The 22,586-nt window shown below is 66.7% G+C and carries 25 protein-coding genes; 16 read left to right on the top strand and 9 right to left on the bottom strand.

The window, feature by feature from the left end; translation table 11 throughout:
• The 5 genes from IE200_RS18920 to IE200_RS18900 form a co-directional block, all read left to right on the top strand.
• Positions 1-659: TetR/AcrR family transcriptional regulator (locus IE200_RS18920; protein ID WP_229856815.1), on the top strand; the 659-nt coding region annotated here is incomplete at its 5' end.
• Between the two features lie 36 nt (positions 660-695).
• Positions 696-3,035, top strand: coding sequence for an MMPL family transporter (locus IE200_RS18915; protein ID WP_191281043.1), 2,340 nt, complete (start codon positions 696-698; stop codon positions 3,033-3,035).
• Positions 3,036-3,360: 325 nt separating this feature from the next.
• Complete coding sequence (locus tag IE200_RS18910) at positions 3,361-3,981, top strand: TetR/AcrR family transcriptional regulator (protein ID WP_191281042.1); 621 nt, start codon at positions 3,361-3,363, stop codon at positions 3,979-3,981.
• 22 nt (positions 3,982-4,003) lie between these two features.
• Entirely contained in the window at positions 4,004-4,459 is a 456-nt protein-coding gene (locus IE200_RS18905; RefSeq protein WP_229856814.1) for a PaaI family thioesterase, read from the top strand.
• A gap of 90 nt (positions 4,460-4,549) precedes the next feature.
• On the top strand, positions 4,550-5,206 hold the full coding sequence (locus IE200_RS18900) for a hypothetical protein (RefSeq protein WP_191281040.1): 657 nt from the start codon (positions 4,550-4,552) through the stop codon (positions 5,204-5,206).
• A gap of 370 nt (positions 5,207-5,576) precedes the next feature.
• Here IE200_RS18900 and IE200_RS18895 read toward each other — a convergent pair whose 3' ends face one another.
• The 3 genes from IE200_RS18895 to IE200_RS18885 form a co-directional block, all read right to left on the bottom strand.
• Positions 5,577-6,035: a VOC family protein gene (locus tag IE200_RS18895; protein WP_179652835.1), complete on the bottom strand. Its 459-nt coding sequence runs from the start codon at positions 6,033-6,035 to the stop codon at positions 5,577-5,579.
• An 86-nt stretch (positions 6,036-6,121) separates the two neighbouring features.
• On the bottom strand, positions 6,122-6,604 hold the full coding sequence (locus IE200_RS18890; protein ID WP_013601282.1) for a luciferase domain-containing protein: 483 nt from the start codon (positions 6,602-6,604) through the stop codon (positions 6,122-6,124).
• On the bottom strand, positions 6,601-7,017 hold the full coding sequence (locus IE200_RS18885) for a DoxX family protein (RefSeq protein ID WP_188782382.1): 417 nt from the start codon (positions 7,015-7,017) through the stop codon (positions 6,601-6,603). The genes IE200_RS18890 and IE200_RS18885 overlap by 4 nt, the downstream gene beginning before the upstream one ends.
• 122 nt (positions 7,018-7,139) lie before the next feature.
• Between IE200_RS18885 and IE200_RS18880 the strand changes: the two genes are divergently transcribed.
• A complete protein-coding gene (locus IE200_RS18880) occupies positions 7,140-7,499 on the top strand; it encodes a winged helix-turn-helix transcriptional regulator (protein WP_179652831.1) in 360 nt (119 codons plus the stop codon).
• Between the two features lie 338 nt (positions 7,500-7,837).
• On the opposite strand, the gene IE200_RS18875 is transcribed toward IE200_RS18880, so the two are convergent.
• The 3 genes from IE200_RS18875 to IE200_RS18865 are packed head-to-tail and all read right to left on the bottom strand — an operon-like array spanning position 7,838 to position 11,146.
• Positions 7,838-9,631, bottom strand: coding sequence for a hypothetical protein (locus tag IE200_RS18875; protein WP_191281039.1), 1,794 nt, complete (start codon positions 9,629-9,631; stop codon positions 7,838-7,840).
• Between the two features lie 38 nt (positions 9,632-9,669).
• Positions 9,670-10,029 (bottom strand): helix-turn-helix domain-containing protein, encoded by a 360-nt coding sequence (locus tag IE200_RS18870; RefSeq protein WP_179661755.1) that lies wholly within the window; start codon positions 10,027-10,029, stop codon positions 9,670-9,672.
• Positions 10,030-10,060: 31 nt separating this feature from the next.
• Positions 10,061-11,146: a tyrosine-type recombinase/integrase gene (locus tag IE200_RS18865; RefSeq protein WP_191281038.1), complete on the bottom strand. Its 1,086-nt coding sequence runs from the start codon at positions 11,144-11,146 to the stop codon at positions 10,061-10,063.
• Positions 11,147-11,367: 221 nt separating this feature from the next.
• Between IE200_RS18865 and IE200_RS18860 the strand changes: the two genes are divergently transcribed.
• The 4 genes from IE200_RS18860 (at position 11,368) to IE200_RS18845 (ending at position 16,596) form a co-directional block, all read left to right on the top strand.
• Positions 11,368-12,429, top strand: a complete 1,062-nt coding sequence (locus tag IE200_RS18860; protein ID WP_191281037.1) for an ArdC family protein — start codon at positions 11,368-11,370, stop codon at positions 12,427-12,429.
• Between the two features lie 2 nt (positions 12,430-12,431).
• A complete protein-coding gene (locus IE200_RS18855) occupies positions 12,432-12,920 on the top strand; it encodes a hypothetical protein (protein ID WP_191281036.1) in 489 nt (162 codons plus the stop codon).
• Positions 12,917-14,680: a TraM recognition domain-containing protein gene (locus IE200_RS18850; RefSeq protein WP_191281035.1), complete on the top strand. Its 1,764-nt coding sequence runs from the start codon at positions 12,917-12,919 to the stop codon at positions 14,678-14,680. Before IE200_RS18855 ends, IE200_RS18850 begins: the two co-directional genes overlap by 4 nt.
• A gap of 98 nt (positions 14,681-14,778) precedes the next feature.
• A complete protein-coding gene (locus IE200_RS18845) occupies positions 14,779-16,596 on the top strand; it encodes a nuclease-related domain-containing DEAD/DEAH box helicase (RefSeq protein WP_191281034.1) in 1,818 nt (605 codons plus the stop codon).
• Positions 16,597-16,599: 3 nt separating this feature from the next.
• Here the strand turns inward: IE200_RS18845 and IE200_RS18840 are convergent, their stop codons facing one another.
• From IE200_RS18840 to IE200_RS18830, 3 genes are read right to left on the bottom strand one after another with little or no spacing between them, the layout of a single operon-like run.
• A complete protein-coding gene (locus IE200_RS18840; protein WP_191281033.1) occupies positions 16,600-17,040 on the bottom strand; it encodes a DUF488 domain-containing protein in 441 nt (146 codons plus the stop codon).
• Positions 17,040-17,651 carry a DUF488 domain-containing protein gene (locus tag IE200_RS18835; RefSeq protein WP_191281032.1) on the bottom strand — a complete coding sequence of 204 codons (612 nt, stop codon included), beginning with the start codon at positions 17,649-17,651 and terminating at the stop codon, positions 17,040-17,042. Before IE200_RS18835 ends, IE200_RS18840 begins: the two co-directional genes overlap by 1 nt.
• On the bottom strand, positions 17,648-18,364 hold the full coding sequence (locus tag IE200_RS18830; RefSeq protein ID WP_191281031.1) for a dual OB domain-containing protein: 717 nt from the start codon (positions 18,362-18,364) through the stop codon (positions 17,648-17,650). The genes IE200_RS18835 and IE200_RS18830 overlap by 4 nt, the downstream gene beginning before the upstream one ends.
• A gap of 150 nt (positions 18,365-18,514) precedes the next feature.
• On the opposite strand from IE200_RS18830, the gene IE200_RS18825 reads away from it, so the two are divergent.
• From IE200_RS18825 to IE200_RS18800, 6 genes are all read left to right on the top strand, one after another.
• A complete protein-coding gene (locus IE200_RS18825) occupies positions 18,515-18,742 on the top strand; it encodes a hypothetical protein (protein WP_191281030.1) in 228 nt (75 codons plus the stop codon).
• Positions 18,743-18,791: 49 nt separating this feature from the next.
• Positions 18,792-20,008 (top strand): IS3 family transposase gene (locus IE200_RS18820; protein WP_191281029.1). Its coding sequence is split into 2 segments (ribosomal slippage): positions 18,792-19,076 and positions 19,079-20,008, totalling 1,215 coding nucleotides; the frame shifts between segments, so codons are not numbered across the junction.
• Between the two features lie 108 nt (positions 20,009-20,116).
• Positions 20,117-20,263, top strand: coding sequence for a hypothetical protein (locus IE200_RS18815; RefSeq protein WP_191281028.1), 147 nt, complete (start codon positions 20,117-20,119; stop codon positions 20,261-20,263).
• Positions 20,264-20,278: 15 nt separating this feature from the next.
• Entirely contained in the window at positions 20,279-20,857 is a 579-nt protein-coding gene (locus IE200_RS18810) for a hypothetical protein (protein WP_229856813.1), read from the top strand.
• A gap of 111 nt (positions 20,858-20,968) precedes the next feature.
• The gene (locus IE200_RS18805; protein ID WP_191281027.1) at positions 20,969-21,265 is read left to right on the top strand and encodes a hypothetical protein; all 297 of its coding nucleotides are present in this window, start codon (positions 20,969-20,971) and stop codon (positions 21,263-21,265) included.
• The gene (locus IE200_RS18800) at positions 21,265-22,581 is read left to right on the top strand and encodes a hypothetical protein (RefSeq protein ID WP_191281026.1); all 1,317 of its coding nucleotides are present in this window, start codon (positions 21,265-21,267) and stop codon (positions 22,579-22,581) included. Before IE200_RS18805 ends, IE200_RS18800 begins: the two co-directional genes overlap by 1 nt.
• Positions 22,582-22,586 lie beyond the last annotated feature (5 nt).

Below are 22,586 nucleotides of genomic sequence, written 5' to 3'. Positions count from 1 at the left end.
GGTTCCTCGCGACACGGACCACGTCGTCGCGGAACTCCTGGGGGTACGGCTTCGGCACAGTGCACATCCTTCCAGCGGCACCTCTCGGCACCACAGATCAGATGTCACCTATCCGTGCAGCAGTCCCGACCCGTGAGCGCGGCTTGTCGGGGTTTGTCACTGCGGACGTGGTGGAGCGGGCGGGGTACTCGCGCCGTACCTTCGCGAACCACTTCTCCTGCAAGGAGGAGGCAGTTGCTTCGGTCGCGTTCGGTGGTGTCGAGGACGCGAGTGCGATCCTGACCGGCCTTCCCGCTGATCTGTCCCTGCTCGATGCCCTGCTGGCCGTGATGAGGACGCAGTTCACCGCAGACGCGTTGGTGAGGATGCGCGAGCTGATGGCGATGGCGCGGCAGTACCCGACCCTGGAGCCCTACGTACTGGGCGTTCAGCAACGCATGCGCCATACCGCACAGGACCTCTTGGCCTCGGTGGCGGGAGACCGGTACCCCACCGTCTACGTGCCCCTGCTGTTCGGTGCCGTGTACGGCGCCGTGATGGCCGCCCTCGAGGGGACCCTCGATGTGCACCTCGGCGGTGAGAGCGACCTCAGCTCTACGTCGATGGACTACAGCTCATTCCTCGATATCACATTCGACTACCTGCGCCACGGCTTCTAGACGCCGCCCCACTTGCCCTCAAGGAGCACCAGGCCCATGTCCACCTTCTTGTACCGGCTCGGACGAACTGCGTTCGGCAAACCGTGGCTGTTCATTGCGGGCTGGCTCGCCGCCCTCGCAGTGGTAGTCGGCGCGGTCGCTATCAACGGGGTGAGCGTCAGCTCGGAGATGAAGATTGAGGGCACCGAGGCCCAGACCGTGCTCGACCGCGTAGCCGACGAGCTCCCCGCCGCCTCGGGGGGCCAGGCCAGTGTGGTCTTCACTGCCCCGGACGGTGAGCGGCTCGACACTCCGGACCGACTTGCGGTGATCAGCGGCACCGTCGGCGACGTCTATGACCTGGAGAAGGTCGTCAACCCCCTGGACGCCGCTCTGGGTACCGGGGAGCAGGGCGGACCGGGCACTCCTCAGGAAGATGCGCCGGCCGATCCCCCAGCCGGGTCGGACCAGGGGCAGGCGCCTTCCTACCAGCCGCTGGTGGTGGACGGGACCCCGGTGCCCGGCGTGCTGGTGTCCACGGACGGGCAGGTCGCCTTGTTCCAGTTCCAGTTCACGGTCGCCTCGACCTCGTTGACAGCTGACGACGTCACCTCGGTGGTCGAGGTGGTGGAGCGTGCCGAGGAGGGAACGGGGATCACCGTGCTCCCGAGCGACTCGCTGAAGGCCATCGAGATCCCGGTCGGCATCGGCGAGGTCGTCGGTCTCGCCGTCGCCGCCCTGGTGCTGGTGCTCACGTTGGGTTCCCTGATCGCGGCCGGCCTGCCTCTGGTCACCGCGCTGGTCGGGGTCGGCATCGGCGTCGGCGGAGCGTACGCGCTCTCGACGGCCGTCGAGATGAACTCCGCCACCCCAGTGCTCGGTCTCATGGTGGGCCTCGCCGTCGGCATCGACTATGCGCTGTTCGTGGTCAACCGGCAGCGACGGCTGATCCTCGACCAAGGCCTGACCGCGCGGGAGGCGGCCGGCAGAGCGGTCGGCACCGCGGGTAGCGCGGTCTTCTTCGCCGGCGTGACCGTCCTCATCGCGCTGAGCGCGCTGACCGTCATCGGTATCGCGATGCTGTCCACGATGGCCCTGGTCGCGGCGTCCACGGTGGCCCTGGCCGTGCTCATCGCCCTGACCCTGCTGCCCGCACTGCTGGGTCTGGTCGGGGAGCGGATCTGCTCCGACAAGGCCCGATCCCGACGCCGCGCAAGGGTGGAGGCGGAGTCGCACAGCGTCGCCGACCACTGGGTCAAGGGTGTGATCAGGTTCCGGTGGCCCGTCATCGCGGGCGTGGTCGCGATCCTGGGCGTGATGGCGATCCCGGCGGCCAGTATGAACCTGGGTATCCCAACCGGCGAGACCGCGAACCAGGACACCGCCGCCCGGCAGAGCTACGAGGCGGTCTCCCAGGGCTTCGGCGAGGGATTCAACGGCCCCCTCCTGGTCACCGCAGAGCCCACCGGCACCGCAGGCCGCGTCACACCCGAGCTGACCGCGAAACTCCTCGGGGAGTTCCAGGGCCGAGACGACGTCGTGCTGGCCGCCCCCGTTGGCGTCAACGAGGCCGGTGACCTGGCCGTGTTCAGCGTCATCCCCACCTCCGGCCCCAGCGACGAGGCCACCAGCGACCTCGTGAAGTCGCTGCGCGAGCCCGACAACGCGATCGCCCAGGACAACCAGGTGCAACTCGGCGTGACCGGGTTCACCGCCATCGGGATCGACATGTCCGACAAGCTCGCCGACGTCCTACCGCTCTACCTCGGCATCATCATCGTGCTCTCCGTTCTGATCCTGATGCTGGTCTTCCGCTCGGTCGTCGTCCCACTCAAGGCCACCGCCGGCTTCCTGCTCAGCATCCTGGCCACCTTCGGTGCCACCACCGCCGTCTTCCAGTGGGGCTGGCTCAGTGGCCTCTTCGGGTTCGACACCGGCGGCCCGCTGATGAGCTTCATGCCGATCATCGTGACCGGCATCCTCTACGGGCTCGCCATGGACTACGAGGTCTTCCTGGTCTCCTCGATGCGGGAGGCACACATCCACGGCCAGCCGGCCCGCCAGAGCGTCGTGCGCGGGTTCGACCAGGCCAGCCGCGTCGTGGTCGCGGCCGCGATCATCATGGTCGCGGTGTTCTCCGGCTTCATCTTCAGCCACGACATCATGATCAAGCAGATCGGCTTCGCTCTCGCCGCCGGTATCCTTATCGACGCCTTCGTCGTCCGGCTGACGCTCGTCCCGGCCCTGATGGCCGTCTTCGACGAGCGAGCATGGTGGCTGCCCCGCTGGCTCGACCGCGTGCTGCCCGACCTCGACATCGAGGGCGACAAGCTGCTGACCATGCTCAACCAGCAGGCCGAGGCAACCGACCGACAAAACATCGAGGTCCGCAACTGAGCGAACCGAAGCATCCAGAGCCGGACTTCTGGGGAACGCCCAGGACCCCCCGCCGGCAACCGGACCAGCGCTCCCGTATTCCCTCCAATTCGCTGGGCAGGAAACGTCGCTGCCTCGGCCATTCGGCGGCTATCACGGCCGGACTGACCTGAGACCCTTCCGCGAGCGTGGCGGAGGTGTAGCGGTCGTCGTCGTCGAGCATCGCCGAACCCCTTGACCGACAGACGTCGGGTCCCGGCTTCGTTCAGGATGGCCCGCCCTCGGATGCGAGGAACTCGACGCACCCAAAGTTACATACATTCGTGCCTGCATGTAAGGTGTGGCTGTGTCAGTGCAGGCAAGGCGGCAGGAGGAACGCTCCGCAGCCACCCGTCACGTGCTGTTGGAGGCCACCGTGGCGTGCCTGGTCGACCTGGGCTACACCGGTACCACGAGTGCCGCCGTGGCCGCGAAGGCCGGTCTGTCACGAGGCGCACAGCTGCATCACTTCGGGACCCGAGACCAGTTGGTGGTCGCGGCGGTCGAGTATCTGGCACAGAAGCGCTTGCGGCGAGTACGCGAGGCGTTGGCCGACCTGTCCCCGGCCACGCCTCAAGGGGCGAAGCGTTCTCGGAGTCGGATCGAGCGGCAGGAGGCTGCGCTCGGGCTGTTGGCAGAGGCTCTTTCGGGTCCGCTGTACGCCGCCACCCTGGAACTGTGGGTGGCCGCCCGCTCACACCCCGATCTGCGAGCCCAGTTGATCCCAGCCGAGGAGCGCGTCAACGACGAGCTTGCGCAGATCTGTCGCACCTACGTCACCGACGACCCGGTCACGATCCGGCTCACCCTCGACCTCCTGCTCGGCAGGGGGGTCAGCGGCCTGCTCACCTCCCACCCAGGCCACCGCCAAGAACAGGTCCTCGCCGCCTGGGCCCAACTCCTGAGAGGCCGTCCACCCCATGACTGACCTGCCATCGATGCTTGCCACCTTGGCTGAGAAGTTCCGCCCGCACGCGGAAGGAGTCGACCTGCCGCCCCACCACGAGCAGTGCCTGGGCTGCGGACCCGACAACCCGCACGGCCACCACCTCCAGGTTCGCCGCCATGGGGACGGCGTCGTGGCCGAGCACACCTTCGACAACCGGCACATCGGCGCACCCGGCATCACCCACGGCGGCGCAGTCGCCACCGTCATCGACGACCTCTACGGATTCCTGCTCTACCTGGTCGGAACCCCCGCGGTCACCCGCCAGCTGACGGTCGACTACCGAGCGCCAGTACTGATCGGCGTCCCCTACCGGATGGAGGCACGCGTGACGAATCAAGAGGGCCGCAAACTGTTCCTCGCCGCCAGCCTGACCGACCGCGACGGATCCCTGGTCGGAACATCAACGGCCGTGTTCCTCACCGTCGGCGTCGACCACTTCACCCGGGGCACGCAGTGACCGCAGCATCGGGCGGGTGAACAACGCACCACACCGTCGCCCGAAGCGAACAGCGGGACCCGCTGCCCGTCAACGCAAGGATGGTTCCTCATGCTTCACAACGCTCTCCCGCTCTGGGCGGTACGCGCGCTCGCGGCCCTCGTCGCGCTGGTCCTCCTCGTCCTGACCCTCGGACTCGCCCTGCTCATCCCCCACATCCCGGCCCTCGCCAAGGCCGCCACCCGCATGCCCGAAACCCTCGAGGTCGTCGACCGGGCCCCCGACACCCTCGACCAAGTCCAGCGGATCGACCGCAACGTCAAGAAGGTCACCCCGCCGGTCGTCAGAGCGACGAAAGACCTGTCGCTTGTCGCGCCGCACATCGAGACCCTCGCCGGCCAGGTCGACCGACTTCTGCGCGACCTCGAGACGCTGCAACGCACCTCCAAACCCCTCGGCGAGGCCGCACCCAAACTCGCGCGACTGTCCGGCCAGCTCGGCGACCTCCAGACCTCCCTGCGCCGGCTCGACGGCCGCCTCGCCGGCCTCGACCAAAGCCTCGTCGAACCATTGGACAAGATGGAACGGCCGCTGCGCAGGCTCGCCTCCACCACCGGACCACTGCCCGGAAGTCTGGACCGGCTCAACCGAAGCACCGCCGTCCTCGAAGAACTCCCCGGCTACTTCGAGAACCTCCAACGGACCCTGCGGAGAGTGGAGCGGCACGTGCGTAACCTCGACGAGAAGACCGGCCCCAACATCCGCTGACCGAATGGGACCTCAACACCACGATCCGTAGTCTCCGGACACGCCCAGGCGGTTCACAGTGACGCGCTCGATGCAGGTGAACCGTCAGCCGGCCCCGCACCGGGGCATGCTGGATTGCGAGGAGCACGGAAACCGCGGCCATCGGACCCCCCGCGCGTGCGGGGCTCGCTCCCTTTCTCCACGCCTCGTAACCCATCGCGCAATCGGCCGCCGCCATACTCATCTGAGAGACGGCATGATTGTCGTAAGTGAGTAGCGCAGCAACACGGTGCCGGCCTTGTCACCTCAGCACGGCCGGTGATCTGGGCAGCGGACTGGATGCCGATGGCCAGACGCTGCGGCCTGCGCCGCTCCAGGCATCCACGGAGGGTCACAGACGTAGGGGACGGATCGGGGCGAAGACCACCGAGGGGTCGGCGAGCCACTCCTCCGTGGCCATCACATCGACGTAGAGCTCGATCTCGTGCCCATCGGGGTCGGCGATGTAGAGCGAGTGGGTGACCGTGTGGTCGCTGGCCCCCTGGATCTGCACCCCGTGCTCGGTCAGGTGACGCACGACCTCGCGCAGGTCGTCGTCGTCGTCGCCGACCTTGAGGCCGAAGTGGTACAGGCCCACACGGTGCCCCGGGGGCATCGGCGCCGCGGCCGGGCCCACCTCGATGAGCAGCAGCTCGTGGTGGGTGCGTCCGGAGGAGAACGCCGCCGCGGGGACCGGCAGGGGGACCTCCCCGCGGATCTCGTTCCACCCGAGCACGTCTCGGTAGAACCGCCGTGAGCGCTCCAGGTCGCGGACGTAGAGCACCAGGTGGCCGAGCTCGTGGATGCGCATGATGGATGACTCCGATCTTTGTTCGACTGGTCCGGACCCGAGTGGCCCGGATGCCGGGCACGTCGGCGCTCTGTCAGTACGGCTGGTCAGGCCGGGGGGTTGGTGGCGTACTCGAAGGCGGCGGTCACGATCTGGGAGACCAGCTCTGCCTCCTCCTCGTCGCGGGGTGCGTAGATCATCACCGCGCCCGAGGTGATCAGGCCGCGGCGGGCGATCGGGTGTTGCTCTGCCCAGCCTGTCTCGATTACGCGGGAGGCGACGTCGGGCGGCAGCACCAGGTGCAGTGAGTGGTCCGGGGCGGGGTGCAGGTGAGCGAACTCGGTGCCGATCATGAAGGCCTCGGGCGGGCCCTGCGCGGCGTCTTCCGGCAGGGTCAGGGCGCGCGCTCCCGGGACCGAGATCATGCTGGGGCGCCAGACCACGTCCGGCAGCTGGGCGAGCCGCTCCTCCAGGAGGCGGCGCGGCCGATCGTCGTCCGGTTGTTGATCGAGCTGAGTGTGCGGATTGCTCGGGGTAGTGCGCGGCCTGGCGCCGCCGCGGGCGGGCAGGTCGACCAGTAAGCCGGTCACAGCGTGAACACCGGGCCGAGCACGAGCAGGCCGAGCTCGTCGCCCGCGGAGGCGAAGAACGCGAACAGGGCGAGCGCGGCACCCGCGAGGGACAGGTCCTTGAGGAACTGGGTCTGCTCGTTGGCCTTGCTCGCCGGGTCGGTCTCGCGCCAGAAGCCGTGCATCAGCACCGCCGTCGGCACCAGGAAGGCGACCAGCAGCAGGGCACCGAGGTCGGGCCAGACCCCGACGGCCACCATGAGGCCGCCCAGGATGCTCACCGCACCAGAGAAGGGCACCATCAACCCGGCGGCCGGCACACCCTTGCTCGCCGCGTAGCCGGTCATCATCTCCCGCTGGCTGAAGTGGCCCATCCCGGCGCCCAGGAACAGTAGCGCGAAAAGGATCCGGCCGATGAGGACCAGAACGTCCATGAGAGCTCCTCGTATGCGAATTAGTCACTTACTCTTTGTAAGTGACGCTAGGAGTATCATTCCGGGAACGGCGTTGGCAAGAGTCAAGGTCCGGCGACTCGTCGGCCGCGGAGGTTGTCTGCATGGACGAGACACAGGGCTACTGTCCGGTCTTCCACCGCGCGGTCGAGCTGATCGGGCGGCGCTGGAACGGCCCGATCATCCGCGCACTCCTCGACGGAGCCGACCGCTTCGGCGAGATCCGCTCAAGAATCCCCGGGCTCACCGATCGGCTCCTCGCCCAGCGGCTCCGCGAGCTCGAGCGCGAGGGCGTGGTGGAACGCGCCTCCTCCGCCACCACCGTGCACTACACGCTGACGACCAAGGGCCACTCCCTGGCGCCGGTGATCGAGTCCATAGCCCAATGGGCTGCGGCGTGGGAACCTCCAGGATCGACCAGCTCGGCGCAGGGCCGCAGCGCCGCGGACTCGCGACGCCGGTAAGCAGACCGACCACGAACGCTGTCGCGTCGAGCTCCGCGAGAAGTGGATCCGCTTGCGGGACTCCTCCTCCACCACTCGAGCCACCGGCTCTGGAATCTCCTTGATGTTTCGGGGGGACGCCGCCTGACCTGCATAAACGCGGTGTAGGGCGCCACGTCCCCCCGCCATTCGACGGTTCGGGGGGACGGATGCGGGGACGCTGAGCCGCCACGCTGCGGCCCGTGACCAAAGTCAGCAGCGCCAGAGTGTCCGAATCGTGCGCGCCGCGGTTGCTTGTCCGTGGCGTGGAGATGTTGCGACGACCGTTGGCCCGCGCCGATCGGTTGGGAGAGGAATGGTCATGGCCGGTTGCCGGGGTGGTCCTCGTTCCTCAGGTCGGGGTGCTCGACGGTCTTGAGGTAGCGGGTGGCGCCTTCGACGCTGAGTCCGAAGAGGTCGTAGATGCGGCGTACGTCGCCGCCGGTGGCGTGGATCTCGTGCAGGATGCGGTCTTCGCGCAGGGCGCTCGGGCGGATGCGGCTTTCCTTCCAGGGAAAGGACGGGCCACCGGGGACGAGGCGCGGCGCGGTTCGTCGGTTGATGAGCAGGTGCGGGTTCGCGGTGGCCGGCCAGGTTCGGTTGCGGTGGTCGAGCCAGGCGCTGAGCCGGGTCCTGACGGGTGCGGCGAGCGGGATGTCTCGGCCGTCGAGGTGAAGTCGGCCGTCGATGATGTCGGTCAGCTGCAGCTCGCGGACCTGCTTGCCGGTCAGTCCGTGGAAGGCCACCAGAGCGACGGCGAGTGCGACGGCCGGGTTCGGCGAGTCCAGTTCCCCCCGGATCACTGCGACGTCGAGCGACAGCGGAAGGTTCGTGGCGATGCGGGTGAGGTCGATGCCCTTCATGGGGTTGGTGAAGACGAGTCGGCGGCCCTTGAGGATCTTGAACAGCGACGTCAGGCCGTTCTCGGCGAAGTGGCGGTGGCTGGTGCCGGCGGGCAGGCAGGCGAGGGCGGCCAGGATGTCGTCCTTGCTGATCTCGGCGAACGACTGGCGCCCGGCTTCGACCCAGGTCTGCACTACGGGCGCGAGCCCTTGGATGTGGATCTCGACGGTCTCGGGTTCGCGGGGCAGCTGGCGGGGTGCTTGTCGGGATCCGCCGAGCATGATTTGAAGCCACAGCTTGAGGTGCTCGCGCATGGTGTCCGGGAGGGCTCCGGACTCGATGAACTTGGCGTTGAAGTACCGCTCGACCCGGGTTGGGACGTCCTCGATCAGGAGTCCGGCTTCGGCGAGGACGTCGAGGGTGGAGGTGATGGTGCCGTCGTAGCGGCGCAACGCCACGACGTCACTGGCGCGGACCTTCGCGGTGGGCGTGGGCCGCAGGATCTGCAGCAGGCGCAGGGACTGGATCACGGCATTGCGCTGCCTGACGCTCCAGCCGTAGCGGCGGGCGTGGTCGGCGACGATGGACGCGCAGTACCGGGTCAGTTCGCTGTCCTCGACCAAGAGGCGTTGGCGCAGCACTTCGGGATCGGGGTCCATGTCGAACAGGACCAGCTGTTCAAGCGCGTGCTCGTCGAACCGGGTGTCTGGCTTGTAGGGCAGCTGATTCTTGTTCTTCTGCGACCACTGGCCGTCCCAGCGGACGTAGTCGGGCAGCGGTGTCACGCGCCGCTTGAAGACCATGTTGGCGAAGAACAGCTGCTGGCTGTCGTTGTTCGCGCCGACCAGATCGGGGGCACGGGCGGGCCCCTGCTCGAGTCTGGCGTTCTCGAGGCACAGACGACAGGCTCCTCGGTCGCTGACGTGGCTGGCACGGCCGCAGTAGGCGCAGGTGCCCTTGGGGTAGTGGCTCTGCCACCAGCGGCACGACCAGCAGGTCCAGTTATGGCGGGGGTAGACGCCCCAGGCCAGGCAGCCCTTGCAGGACCCGATGTGCTCGGGGCTGCGGGGATGGCACCGGCTGCACAGTCCCTGACTGAAGTAGTCGGTGCTTGCCCTGCAACGGCCGCAGGGCGGCGGCGGGAACGGGCCGCCGGGCAGGCACTGGTAGCAGAAGTCGACCCTCGGGCTGGTCCACGCGACGCGGTTGCTCTGACAGGCGTTGCATTTGGGCGGCAGCCGCAACGCCGCGTTGGGTCCGGGCGCGGGCATGCGGTGCTCGTCGTCTCCGTGGTCGATGCGGGCGCGGGCTACATCGGCGGGGTCGAGCGGGGCTTGCCGAGCCGCGGCGTGACCGACGGTGTCGTGCCGCCGTTGCCGTTCGGATCGCCATTCCCGTTTCCGCCGTTGCCGTTGGCGGCGTCGGTGTTGCGGGGACGGCGCGCGGCGACCTTGTCCGGTTCGGGTGTCATCAGGTCGTTCGGGGTGCAGTCGAGCACGGCGCACAGCACGTCGAGTTCTTCGAGGCGCATCGTCGGCGGGGTCCCGGCCCACCACGACGACATCTTGCCGGCGGAGATCTCGAGCCCGGCCTCTGCCAGCATCCTGCGCAGCTGCGCGGACTTCCAGATCCCTCGTTCCGCGGCCCGCAGCCGCAGGCTCCACTGCATCTGGATCCTCTCCTTCGGTTCGTCGGTCGGGTCAGTCGTTGCGAAGGCCCAGGCGGGCTTCAATGCGGTCGCTCGCGCTGTTCCACGCGCGTTCGATGTGGTCGCTGCGGACGTGAAGGTAGCCCGAAGTCGTTGCAAGCCACTGGTGTCCAAGGAGCTCTTGGAGCGCCTTGATGTCCATGCCGGCCGCGTACAGCGACGATGCGCAGTAGTGCCGGAGCACGTGTGGCGTCATCCGTCCCGACCAGGCGGGAAGCCACCGGTCGACCTGGATTCCGAGGGCGCGGCGCAGCGCGTTCGCGCCGACACGTCCGCACCGGTCGAGATCGCGGTCGAACCGCTCAGACGGCAGCAGCGGGGCGTCCATGTCGCCCCAATCCTCGCCGTACTGCGGACGGACCTCGGCCAGCCACCAGTCGATCAACTGGTTCGCGCCGTTGATTCCGGGCACCAGCCGCGGCTTCGGTCCGCGGCCGCCCGAGCCCTTGCCGTGGCGGACGTGGAGCTTGCCGAACTCACCCAGATCGGGGCGCCAGTCGCGGATGTCGAGCATGACGGTCTCGTTGATACGCAGCCCGAGTCGGCGCCACAGCGAGGCGGCGAAGTAGTCGCGGGCCGCGGGAAGGTACTTGCGTGCCTGCGGGACCGACCCACGCCAGGCGGTGAACAGCGAGTCGATCTCCTCATCCGACGGCGGAACCCGGACCTTGCCCAGCGATGCCCCGGACTGGCGATTGAACTCATCGATCGGCTGCTCGACCAAGACACCGGTCGTGCGGCGGATCGCGCCCTCGTAGCGGGCGATCACGAACTCGTAGAAGCCCGCCAGCGCGCCGGCCTTGCCCGCCCGGGTCGACACGCTGAGCCCCATCCGCCGCTGCTGGGCCAAGAACGCGTCCGCGTCCGCACAGGTGGCCTCCCACAGCGGAGTCGACAGCGAGCGAGCGAACTCGATGACGATCGCCCGAGTCCCGCCGATGTGGCGGTCAGTCAGACCTGCCGCCGACATCGCCAACGCGTACTGGTCCACCAGCTCCTGCTCGAAGTCCTGGACCGCCTGCGCACCTATAAGTGCCGGATCAACAGCGCTGCCGCCCGGCAACGCCACCAAACCCATCAGTCACCATCTTCAAGCGAGGCGATCATGCGTCGATACTACAGTAAAACCGTCAGCCACGGCGACGGCCACTCAGTTCAAGCCCTTCCGGGAACTCAACCGACGCCACCTGCACAAACGCAGATCGGAGCGCATGGACGTCCGACCGAACCTGAGTTCCTAGAGATTACGGCTCCGCCCGGACACCTCGCTGGTGAGGCAACGACGGACGGAGGCCAGTAATGCGGACGCAGACACGAGACGTCGAGGCGCGCGAAGCAAAGCTCGACGCACTCCACCAGAAGCTCACGGACTCGGTCACTGCCCTGGTGACGGGCGATGACTGGCGCGGCGCACTGGAGTTCGCGGCGCGATTCCGGTCCCGGTCATTCAACAACACTCTCCTGATCTACAGCCAGCACAACGCGGCGTACCAAGAGGGCAGAGTGCCCAGCCCGGTCCCCACGTACGTCGCCGGCTTCAAGCAGTGGCTCAGCCTCAACCGCCATGTCATGAAGGGCCAGGGCGGATACGCGATCTTGGCGCCAGTCACGGCTCGCTTCGCTTCCGCCAGCCCGGAGAACCCGGAGTCGTGGCGGCGGCTCGCGCGGGGCGAGAAGCCAAAGTGGGGCGAATCCGTTCGATCTCGGCTGATCGGGCTCAAGCCCGCGCACGTCTGGGACATCTCCCAAACCGAGGGAGATCCGATCCCCGAGCCTCCGCGGCCCGCGCTCCTACGGGGCCAGGCACCCGACGGCCTCTGGGACGGTCTCGCCGACCAGATCGTTGCCGCCGGCTTCGAGCTCCGACTGGTGTCGAGCTCCCGGTCGATCGGCGGCGCGAACGGCCTCACCGACTACCTGACCCATGAGGTGTCGGTCCGGATGGACATGGACGACGCCGCCCAGGTGAAGACGCTGGCCCACGAACTCGGCCACGTGTTGCTCCACGGACCCGACAACATCGATGCAGTCATGCACCGGGGCGTGGCGGAGGTGGAAGCCGAGTCGGTCGCTCTCATGGTCGGCGCTGCGCACGGACTCGACACGTCTAGCTACACGGTCCCTTACGTGTCGACCTGGGCCAGCGATGTCCCGGGCAAGCCTCCGGTCGAGGTCGTTCAAGCCACCGCGGACAGGGTGCGGGCCGCATCGCTGAAGATCCTCGACAACCTCCCGACGGCCAAGGTCGTCGACGGTACGCCACCGGGCCTCGACAGAGATTCCATCGGCGCCCAGCGAGGAACCCCTGCAGTTGACGCGCCAGCCGCTCGGCGCCAGACGAGCGAAGCACTGGGGATCTAGCGATGTTGAACAGCACAACGCCATACCGGCGCGACGAGAACGCGACCCTGCGCGTGCCCGTCGTCATGCCGCTCATTGAGGTCGCCGTTGACGACCGAGGCCATCTAGATGTCCGCCTCGACCGGGAGCCCTACTCCCCCGACGGCGCCCTCCACCGCAACGACCTCAAATCGACACTCGAGTCAATCGCGAACGACCTCGGAACCCCGTTGCGCGTCGAAGTTCACGAAACAGACGGCTCCGCCTTCACCGACATCGTCACGCCAACCAGGCCACAAGAGCGCACGGCGCCGCCGAAGCGCACGGCCCGAAAGCAGAGTGAGCAGCCGTTTCTGCCGGACGAGGAGGTCTCTGTCGCCGTCGTTGTCGCCCGGCAGCGCGGCGACGCGGGCGATGCCCCTCGAATTCCGCCGGCGCTCCTGGCAGCCCACCGAGGCGTTGTCGTTCTGGTTGGTCGTACATCCGGCGCGATCAGGGTGCTCGGCGAATGAACACCCACAGCCAGTCGGTCGACAACGACTTGGTCAACCTCGGGCTGATCGCGATCGCCTTCACTGGTCTGCTCGCCGCCATCCTGCGACTCGCGGGAACGCTGGCCGCCTGGGTTACAGGCGCCGACCAGCCGATTCGTGGCTGGAGTTCCGGTCTCCGAGTGCTCGCGGACCCCGGATCCCCTGGCGTGGCGCTCGGCAGTCCAGAGCTCTCCGCATGGGCGTACTGGGAGGTCATGGCGCTCCTGATCGCCGCGGTCGTAGGAACCGCCTGCGTGGCGTGGCGCAGAGTGAGCCGATTTCAGTCCCGCAACCGGCGGGACCCGCACCGTCTGGCCGGTGTTGCTTCCCACCACGACGTCCGCGCGACCGCCTCGCGCAAAGCGTTGCTGAGTCGCGGGCGGACACTCCGTCCGTCTCTACCGCACCCATCGGCGGCCGATGTCGGGTACCTGCTCGGGCGCGCCCGCGGCACCGAGGTCTGGGCGTCCGTCGAAGACTCAGTGCTCCTGCTCGGCCCGCCACGTTCGGGGAAGGGCCTGCACCTGGTCATCAACTCGATCCTCGACGCCCCCGGCGCGGTCATCACGACCGCCACTCGCCCCGACAACATTGCTGCGACCATCTCCGCCCGCCGCGCTCGCGGACCGGTCGCGGTGTTCGACCCGCAACGGTTGGCCGACGGTCTGCCGGCGGGGCTGCGCTGGTCGCCGGTGCGCGGGTGCGAGGACCCTCTCACCGCGATGATCCGAGCAACAGGACTCGCCTCGGCCACTGGCCTTTCGACCGGCGGAGTTGAGTCCGGCGGCTTCTGGGAGGGCAAGACGCGGACGGCGCTGCAGTCGCTCCTTCACGCAGCGGCGCTTGACCGACGCAGCCCCGCCGAACTGTTCGCATGGACACTCTCCCCGTCGGCCGCAGCGGACGCGGTCGCCATCCTGAGCAGCCACAGGGACGCCGCCCCGGGATGGGCCGATTCGCTCGAGTCGATGATCCACTCCGACCCACGAACACGGGATTCGATCTGGATGGGGGTATCGCTAGCGCTGTCGTGCCTCGCGGACCCGAGGGTCCTCGACGCCGTCTCCCCCGGCCCCGGCGAGCAGTTCGATCCGAGCGAGTTCTTGACCAGCAATGGCACGCTCTACTTGCTCGCAACCGGCGCGGGCGCCGGCGCATCGTGGTCTCTCGTCGCGGCGTTCATCGAGGACCTCGTCGAAACAGCTCGGCACCTCGCCGCCGCTTCACCTGGGGCGCGGCTCGACCCGCCCCTCCTGATGGCGCTCGACGAGATCGGCAACCTCTCGCCACTCCCGTCGCTTCCGGTACTCATGGCCGAGGGCGGCGGAACCGGGATCACGACCATGCCGGTGCTCCAGTCCCTGTCGCAGGCCCGCGACAAGTGGGGAGACCACGCTGCCGGCGCGATCTGGGACGCGTCTATCGTGAAAGTGGTCCTCGGCGGAACCTCAGCGGCACGCGACCTCCAGGATCTGTCGTCCCTGATCGGCGAGCGCGACGAGCGCACCGACACGATCTCTGTGGGCGACTACGGCTCCCGGTCGCTGCAGAGATCCATGCGCCGTGTGCCGGTCATGCCGCCCGAAGCGATTCGGACACTTCCCTTCGGGACGGCGCTCGTCCTGCTCCGAAGCGCACCGCCGATCGTTACCGACCTGCGGCCGTGGACGGATCGCCACGACGCCGCGGCTCTTGCGGCCGACCGGACCGCGATCGAGGCGGCTCTCCGCCGTCGCTAGGCAACGACCAGCGGGCAGGTGCCTTCACTGATTGGGGCGCGCGGCTGCGTCCGCTTCACTAGGGTCGGCTCAACGTCTTCCGATGAACGAGTTCGAGCATGCCAGCACGCCTACACACGACCCTTCCAGAAGCAAAGGGCCACGCCGCCGAGCGAGCCTTCCTGGAGCGCCTGGTCGAACTCGGTGACGCCCGCACTCACGTGTGGGGCAACGTCGACTATCTCCAGGGCGTGGGCGACCTTGACGCGATCCTGCTACAGCCGGACATCGGCATCTTCACGATCGAAGTCAAGGGCATCAGCCTCGACCTGATCGAGACCTACGGGCTGAAGCACTGCGTGATCACAGGCCGGTCAGGCCCGCATCCTGTGGACCAGATCGGCCTCGCCACGATGGATCTCAGGAATTACCTCGGTCGGTTCCCCGGATCGCGAGCACCGTTCTTCCTGATGACCGCGGCCTTCCCGAGGATTACGAGGCAGGCCTTTGTCGCCCGATTCAACGATCCACAGGTGGTGCTCCACGCCGAAAGTCTGATCTTCGCCGAAGATCTCGAATCATCGACGAAGCTTTGGAGACGACTTCTTGCAATCCGCGAGGTCCCAGCCAAGGGACGGAGCGCAAAGGACCCCATCCCTACGGCGGACCAAATCGCGAGGTTCACAGACCTGATCAAGCCTGGTCCACTGCCGGCGCCGAGCCAGGCTGATCAGGAACGCGGCGGGGTCCTGCGGCGTCAGCTCGGAGCGCCGTCTCCGATCAGCCAGAAGTACCTACAACCCGGCAACAGGCCTCCGACGATTTTCCGGGGCGCTCCGGGGACGGGTAAGACCGTCCGCCTCCAAGAGATTGCGGTGTCTCACGCCCGCGCTGGACGCGCGGTGCTCTTTACCTGTTTCAACCGCGTTCTCGCGTCTACCTTGCGCGGCATCATGGCGAGCCAGAATCTAGGCGATGAGGTGATCAACCGAATCGTGATCACGCATGTCGATGAACTGCGGAAGCAGCTCGCCGATGATTTGGAGACCTTCGGCGGCACCTTCTGCACGGTGTGCGTTGACGAGGGGCAGGACATGGCAGACGACGCATTCGAATTTCTGAGCCATCTGGCCGCACCCACGGCCGAGTGGTTCCTTGCCGACGGCCCCGGCCAAGAACTGTACGGATCGCCGAACAAGACTGGTGAGCCCTCAGCGTTCCTGGCTCAGGCTCGCGCCGACGGTGTGGTCGAGACCCTGCGCCGCAACTTCCGAAATTCATCCGCAGGTTATCTCGTCGCGCAGGCGGTTTTCGAGAAGTCGCCTGACCTTGGCGCAATCCCGGAGTGGGTGAACAAGCATCCGATCCGCGTGGGAGCTGAGGACCAGTCAGAGATGCTGGATCTTGAGGGCACCCAAATGACACCGGGCGGAGAGTTGCCTGAGGTCATCCGGGTGTCCTTGCCTCAGGGAAGTGATTGGCGTCAGGCAAAGCTCCACGCTTACGTGGCGGTCTTCAACTCGATTCTGGAGAAGTTGGCATCGGAAGGCAAGCGCCGGGATCTGGCCATCCTGTGTGCGCGAGGTGACGGAAAGTCATTCGAGGCGAAGTGGGCTCGTGACGCGCTGGCAATGCTTGGTGTGCCTGTCCATGACCAAATCGACGGCGAAGCGCGGGACGCCGCTGTTCCCGAGGGCCATGTGCGCCTGGCGACGATCCACTCCTCGCGTGGCATCGAAGCCTCTCGCGTCGTCATCCTGGACTTCGCTAACGGGGTCAGCAGCGCGGAAGCGCATACTCGCAACAGCCGGATCATGAGCCACATCGCGCTCTCTCGCGGTCAGCTAGGGACCACGATCGTGGCGGTCGAGGATTCAGCCAACCCGCACCTGACGTTCATCGAGGAACTGATCAAGGCCTACAAGGCCGAGGAATGAGCACTACCCAAGATGGGTGATCTGGACGTCGTCCCAGTTGGCTTGGAGGTACTCCGCCACGAGCCGCCGGTGACAATGGTGCGGCTTCTCTTCACTGCAGAGAAGGACGGTGTTGTCGAGCAGTTCCGGTCGGATGGATTCTTCGATCCGACGCTCGCGCATGAGGTCAAGAAACTCGGACTCGTAGACCTTCCAGTCTCCTCCCTGCTTCTTTAAGGCATCCAGCATCGGCTGCGTTGGAGCGAGCGAGGTGAGGTGGGTGTACGACATACCGCAGATCTCGTTGAGGAAGAACTCGAGGTCGTCGCGTTTGGCGAAGCCTGCGAGCTGCGAGACGTTGTTCAGACGGACGTCGACGAGACCCGCAGCTCCAGACTCCTTCAGCAAACCGAAGAAGGTGCGTGCCGGCTTCTTGGTGAATCCAATTGTGAAGATGTGAGTCATCAGTCGCCTACTGCCTCTTGACGATCGCTGTCGACGTAGGCGATCCGCTCCTCCTGGCGACTGAGAGCCTGTGCCACTAGTTCTTCAGTGGAATGGAACAGGTCCGGCTCAGCGAGTCCGTGAATCTCACGGAGGCGCGCACGAGTCTCGTCGTGGGGTTCTAGCGCGCCATCTCCGAGGATGTGCACAACGGGAACACCCAGCGCGAACAAGGATTCAGTCACGAGCACTGTGCGGTGACAGTCCAACGGTTCCCGCTCCGAGCACATGATGGCAATCCTGTGGTCCGCTCGTCCCGTTATGAGTCGCTCGATGCCTGCCCCGTAGGCCGGAGTCTTGGCGAGCCGCTCGTATTGAACCTTGCCGTCGACGTAACAGCTGGGATCATCCGAGCGCGCACCGAGCTCACGGCCAAGGTAGACGTACCCGATCGACACTCGCCCCAGCGCCGCCTTCAAAGCTTCACGGTTGAACTGCGGATTGAACCGGCTCGCCGGTGTCGACCGGACGTCCGCAACCGCCGAGATCTCGTGCTTAGCCAGCAGCTCGAGGAACGTCTCGATTTCGTGAGTGGAGTGCCCGACCGTGTAGATGGTGCCGTCCTCGTTCACGGGGCACCTCCTGGGGATCCTTCTGGCTCGATGATCGCGGCGACGACCTTGTACGAGTATGCCTCGGCACCCGGTTGGGGAGCCGTGTACGGCTCGGCAAGGCTTACCGTCACGAGCGTGCCGGGGCTGAGTGGGTAATGCCCCGCCCCGCAAGCCAGGTAGTGAGCAAAGTACGCCTGATCCGTGATCTTCAGTTCGTACTCGACAGCGTTGTACGTGAAGAGCAGCCGCACCTCGAGCCCCCTGCTCCAAGGGTTCGTCGCGACAACGACCTGGGAGGTCTCGGGGCGAATGAGTCCAATCGAACGGCTATGCCGGTCGAGGTGCTTCTCCGCCACCCGGTCGTGGATCCCAACCGTCGATGACGACTCATTGCTCCAGAGGGTCGGCGGCGTGTCCACAAGCCCGTCGAGGTCGGAGAAGGACCACGATCCCTCCCGCGTCCAGCGATAGGAGGGGTCCAGTAGCCAGTTCTCGGTTTGGCAGCCGGTTGGTACCGGCCGGAGAACGCCCACCGTCACAACGTCGAGGACGCAGGGTTGCGAACCATCGCTGAGCGCCTGCTCGACGAGGTTCACCTCGTGACCAGGACGCGAACTGATCGGGCGGATCCATCCACCCGTCCGGGAACCCAGCAGCTCGATCCCGGCAAAGCAGGTCCCGCCGTGCTTCTTCGAGTTGGCCAAGCAGACCATGGTCTTCAGGACCGCCATCCGAACTCCTTCCCCGCGATCCGACGGTAGAGCAACGGCCCGACACATCGCGCTCGATTGCGCACATCGGCCGCCACGGACCCGCAGCAACACCTGACTCCTGAGAGCGGACGCCACCCGAGGCTCCGCGATACCGCAGGAGTCAGAGATATGACCATCCCGACACAGTTGAGCCTCCACGGGTTCATCGCCACAGCGCCCGAACTGAGCAAGCCTGACTCAAAGGACGCACGATTCTTCGCGCGCATCGGCGTCGAGCACTGGCGCAAGGAAGCCGACGGAGCGTTCACGAAGCTCGAGCCGACTTTCCACAGTCTCGTCATGTACGGCGAGTCCGCCAAGCGCGCGTACGCACGGTTGGGTCTGCTGCACGGATAGGTGACATCTGAATCTGCGTCGATGAGTCGGCGCTGGAAGGATGTGCACCATGCCGAAGGCGTTCCCCAAGGAGTTCCGCGAGGACGTGATCCGGGTCTACAAGGACTCGGATGCCTCGATGGCCCAGGTCGCGAAGGACTTCGGCATCTCGCCGTCGTGCCTGAAACGGTGGCTGTCGATCGACGAACGGAACTCGTCCCGATCATCAAGCCGCGCCACCCCCGCGGCTGAGTCTGATGCGCTGCGTGAAGCGAACAAGCGGATCAAGCTCCTCGAGCAGGAGAACGAGGTCCTGCGTCGCGCTGCTGCGTATCTGTCGCAGGCCAACGTGCCGGGAAAATGATGTACCCGCTCGTCCGCGAGCTGGCCGCCAAGGACGCCCCGGTGCGGGTGCCCGTCGCGGTGACGTGCCGGGTGCTCGACATCGCACGCCAGCCCTACTACCGCTGGCTGAAGTGCCCGATCACCGACGCCGAACTGAGGGCGGCTTACCGCGCCAACGCTCTGTTCGACGCTCACCGCGACGACCCTGAGTTCGGCTACCGTTTCCTGGTCGATGAGGCCAATGAGGCCGGCGAGCCGATGGCCGAGCGGACGGCCTGGAGGATCTGCTCTGAGCTGGGTTGGTGGTCCTCGCACGGCAAGAAGCGCGGCAGCAACGGCAAGAAGCCAGGGCCGCCGGTCCACGACGACCTGTGCGCCGTCATCGACAGGCACGGGGTGACCCGGCACGAGTTCATAGCCAACAGCCCGAACGAGCTCTGGCTCAGCGACATCACCGAACACTGGACCGGCGAAGGCAAGCTCTATGTCTGCGCGATCAAGGACGTCTACTCCAACCGGATCGTCGGCTACTCCATCGACTCACGGATGAAGTCGTCGCTGGCGGTCGCGGCGCTGAACAATGCCGTTGCTCGCCGCCGCATCGAAGGTGGTGATGTGGCTGGCTGTGTGGTTCACACCGACCGCGGGTCGCAGTTCCGAAGCAGGAAGTTTGTCCACGCGATCAACCGTCACTCGATGGTTGGCTCGATGGGCCGGGTCGGTGCGGCTGGCGACAACGCGGCCATGGAGTCGTTCTTCGCGTTGCTGCAGAAGAACGTCCTCAACCGGCGAGCGTGGGCGACGCGCGAGGAGCTGCGGATCGCGATCGTGACTTGGATCGAGAGGACCTACCACCGACGCCGTCGACAGGCCTCTCTTGGACGGTTGACCCCGGTCGAGTACGAGTTGATCATGAATCCGGCCGTGATCAAGGCGGCCTAACCGAAACTGTCACCCGTTCGTGCAGCAGACCCGTTCCGGGTCGGCGACCAGTTCGTGGCGTCCGGCTACGTTACCGAGTACGAGTCGACCTGGAACGAGCAGACGGTCATGCGCGAGCAGTTCGTCGCCCGCCACATCGGTCACGACACGACCTGGACGCGTTACTCCGTAGACCGGGCGCCGGCGAACCAGCCGGAGCCGCCGAGCGACCAGATGACGGTCGCCAGCGAGCCGCCGCGAGTCGTCGGCCTCTGACGGAGCTCGACGCCGATGCCCGAGAACAACGGACAGGGGTCACTGTTCGAGCCCGCGTTCGACGCCAGCGTCCATCCGATATTCGCTGGCTCAGCCGAATACAGCGATCCAGACGACCCTGAGCTGCCACTCCGACCGCTCAACTGGAATCTGCTTTCCAGCGAGGAGGCGGAGTCCGAGTGGCTCGACCTCAACGCCTGGGTGGACTGGCTCCGTGCCACCTACGGGTTGCCGCCGACGGTCATTCCGCCGTACTGGCATCGGCACGACGAGCTCGTTTGGGAACTCTCGGCACTTCACCTGCACTGGTTGAACTCCTACGACCCCGACGGCTCACCGTCCGCGCCGCTGATGTGGCACCGCGACTTCGCCGACGCCCGCCATCGGCTTCGCGAGTGGGTCGCGACCTGCGGCACCCGCCTCGAGAAGGACCGAGCGACCCGCCAGACGTCGTGGCCAGGCGAGGATCCGCAGCCGCCCGCGGCAGAAGTAGTCATCGAGAACCGGGGTGCGGACTTCATCGAGTTCGTCGTCGAGGACATAGCCGCACGACGACGGATCGAGGAGCGGGTCAGAGCCAGCCTCGCGGGATGACTGCACCGCTGGAGCTCAGGCGCATCCATCCACAAGCCACACGGTTCACAGCACGCCACCGGCGACCGGCCACCTGAACTGAACAAGCAGATTCGTCGAAAGGAATCACCCATGCTGCTCGCACACGCAGTCACCCTCGCCGAGGCCCGCTCGTACGTCGCAGCGCTGGCAGACCGGGCGAGCTCGGAGGACGCCTCCGCGGAGTACGAGCGCGTCTTGCTGCAGCTCGACTGGATCCACGGCGACTACGTCCCCGGCATCACCGAGGTCCCCGGCGAACACCGCGACGTGCTGTTTGCCATCGCCGAGCAAGCGATCGAAGACCTCGTCGGCCACGGCATCGACGTCCTCCAGGTCGAGCTCGTTCTCGACATGCTCGACGCAGCCAGGGCCCTGGACGCAAGCTGATGTACGCCGAGAACGGCGGCCAGCTCCGCACCCAACTCGGCACGCTCCTTCGTCAACACCGGATTCAGCAGCGACTGGGCGGAGCCGGCAGCCACACAATCCCAGAGACCACCACCGTTGATGAGCGCCGACTTCTCGGCGAACAGATCGCCCGCTACCGACAGTCCGCGCTCGTGTGGAGTGTTCAAGCTGTTCGGGCGGCGAATCCGCGAATGAACCTCCTCGGGACGAGCACCCGGACCCGCGGCCCCGCTGACGAACTGGGCCACCGCCTCGACATCACGATCGAACACTCGAGTGGCCCGCCCTCGCTCGAGGAACTCACGACAGAGCAGCAGTTTCCGATGGTCGAGACTTGGCGCAACGTCGCCCGTGCAGCAGCCCTCGGCGAGCACGACTTCGACGCCGGACTGGGCCACGGGCGCCTGACACGCGTGCAATGCATGACGCTCCTCAAGGATGCTTCCGACGTTGTGCGCGGCCTCGTCGCGCTCGACCGGAGGTACAGCAACATCCCGCAGTGGCAGCCTCTCAAGGATGCTGGATGGCTCAATCGGGCCGCCGAGACCTGCTCAACATTCGCCGGCCGCGACGAGCCCGACTACACGATCGATCTCCGAGGATGGCGACCACGGATCACCCCGATCGACGGCACCGGACTCCCAGGGATCGTTGGCGTAGTCCAGGCCGAGAACAACCTCTTGTTCCAACTCGGTTCATTCCCCGATGCCCGGAGTCTGCGCCTCATTCTCGACTCTCAGCGGATCGTGTCTCGGGACACCGCCGATCTCGTGACGGCGACCCACCCCGACCTGGCCCAGGAGTGGAAGGCCCGCTCTGGAACGTATCTGCGACTCGCCCGTGCAACCCGCGACATCGGCGGCATGCTCGGCAACGGCGGACCGGCAGCGGGCGAGGCAGCGCTCGCAGCGGCGCGCGTCCAGCACCTTGATGTACTCGACGCCGCGGCCGACTCCAATGCACTCCGGCACCTCGACAATCTCTTTCGAGGAATCGACGACCGGATCGCTGAGGTGATCCAGCAGGGAGCACGCGAGCGGATCTACTTCGCCCGCGTCCCCCTACCGAGGCTGGATACGGGCGTTTCGGCCAGGGTGACGCCGACCCGCCACCGCTTCACGCCGATCACCGCCGACGTCTGCCCGGCCCTCCTCGACATCGTCCGTGACGAACTCCGCGCACCGCCTCCTGCTTCCAAAGCACCGACGAGGGCGGCCGCGAGCCGCGCAGAGTTCGCGGCCGCCCTCAATCACCGACCAGAGCCCCGGCGCGCCCAGTCTGGCCCGTCGCTGTGACCGTG

The sequence above is a fragment of the Nocardioides flavus (ex Wang et al. 2016) genome, from assembly GCF_014653115.1.
Lineage (GTDB): Bacteria > Actinomycetota > Actinomycetes > Propionibacteriales > Nocardioidaceae > Nocardioides > Nocardioides flavus.
The sequence above is the reverse complement of the archived record's forward strand: the minus strand, read 5'-3'. Positions and strand labels throughout refer to the sequence as shown.

What these genes read in the sequence shown, in the direction of transcription:
- IE200_RS18800 (WP_191281026.1), top strand. Translation starts at nt 21,265, where the DNA reads ATGTACGCCGAGAACGGCGGCCAGCTCCGCACCCAACTCGGCACGCTC.
- IE200_RS18880 (WP_179652831.1), top strand. Translation starts at nt 7,140, where the DNA reads ATGGACGAGACACAGGGCTACTGTCCGGTCTTCCACCGCGCGGTCGAG.
- IE200_RS18860 (WP_191281037.1), top strand. Translation starts at nt 11,368, where the DNA reads ATGCGGACGCAGACACGAGACGTCGAGGCGCGCGAAGCAAAGCTCGAC.
- IE200_RS18840 (WP_191281033.1), bottom strand. Translation starts at nt 17,040, where the DNA reads ATGACTCACATCTTCACAATTGGATTCACCAAGAAGCCGGCACGCACC.
- IE200_RS18915 (WP_191281043.1), top strand. Translation starts at nt 696, where the DNA reads ATGTCCACCTTCTTGTACCGGCTCGGACGAACTGCGTTCGGCAAACCG.
- IE200_RS18850 (WP_191281035.1), top strand. Translation starts at nt 12,917, where the DNA reads ATGAACACCCACAGCCAGTCGGTCGACAACGACTTGGTCAACCTCGGG.
- IE200_RS18895 (WP_179652835.1), bottom strand. Translation starts at nt 6,035, where the DNA reads ATGCGCATCCACGAGCTCGGCCACCTGGTGCTCTACGTCCGCGACCTG.
- IE200_RS18885 (WP_188782382.1), bottom strand. Translation starts at nt 7,017, where the DNA reads ATGGACGTTCTGGTCCTCATCGGCCGGATCCTTTTCGCGCTACTGTTC.
- IE200_RS18810 (WP_229856813.1), top strand. Translation starts at nt 20,279, where the DNA reads ATGCCCGAGAACAACGGACAGGGGTCACTGTTCGAGCCCGCGTTCGAC.
- IE200_RS18805 (WP_191281027.1), top strand. Translation starts at nt 20,969, where the DNA reads ATGCTGCTCGCACACGCAGTCACCCTCGCCGAGGCCCGCTCGTACGTC.
- IE200_RS18825 (WP_191281030.1), top strand. Translation starts at nt 18,515, where the DNA reads ATGACCATCCCGACACAGTTGAGCCTCCACGGGTTCATCGCCACAGCG.
- IE200_RS18830 (WP_191281031.1), bottom strand. Translation starts at nt 18,364, where the DNA reads ATGGCGGTCCTGAAGACCATGGTCTGCTTGGCCAACTCGAAGAAGCAC.
- IE200_RS18865 (WP_191281038.1), bottom strand. Translation starts at nt 11,146, where the DNA reads ATGGGTTTGGTGGCGTTGCCGGGCGGCAGCGCTGTTGATCCGGCACTT.
- IE200_RS18875 (WP_191281039.1), bottom strand. Translation starts at nt 9,631, where the DNA reads ATGCCCGCGCCCGGACCCAACGCGGCGTTGCGGCTGCCGCCCAAATGC.
- IE200_RS18845 (WP_191281034.1), top strand. Translation starts at nt 14,779, where the DNA reads ATGCCAGCACGCCTACACACGACCCTTCCAGAAGCAAAGGGCCACGCC.
- IE200_RS18855 (WP_191281036.1), top strand. Translation starts at nt 12,432, where the DNA reads ATGTTGAACAGCACAACGCCATACCGGCGCGACGAGAACGCGACCCTG.
- IE200_RS18815 (WP_191281028.1), top strand. Translation starts at nt 20,117, where the DNA reads ATGCGCGAGCAGTTCGTCGCCCGCCACATCGGTCACGACACGACCTGG.
- IE200_RS18870 (WP_179661755.1), bottom strand. Translation starts at nt 10,029, where the DNA reads ATGCAGTGGAGCCTGCGGCTGCGGGCCGCGGAACGAGGGATCTGGAAG.
- IE200_RS18900 (WP_191281040.1), top strand. Translation starts at nt 4,550, where the DNA reads ATGCTTCACAACGCTCTCCCGCTCTGGGCGGTACGCGCGCTCGCGGCC.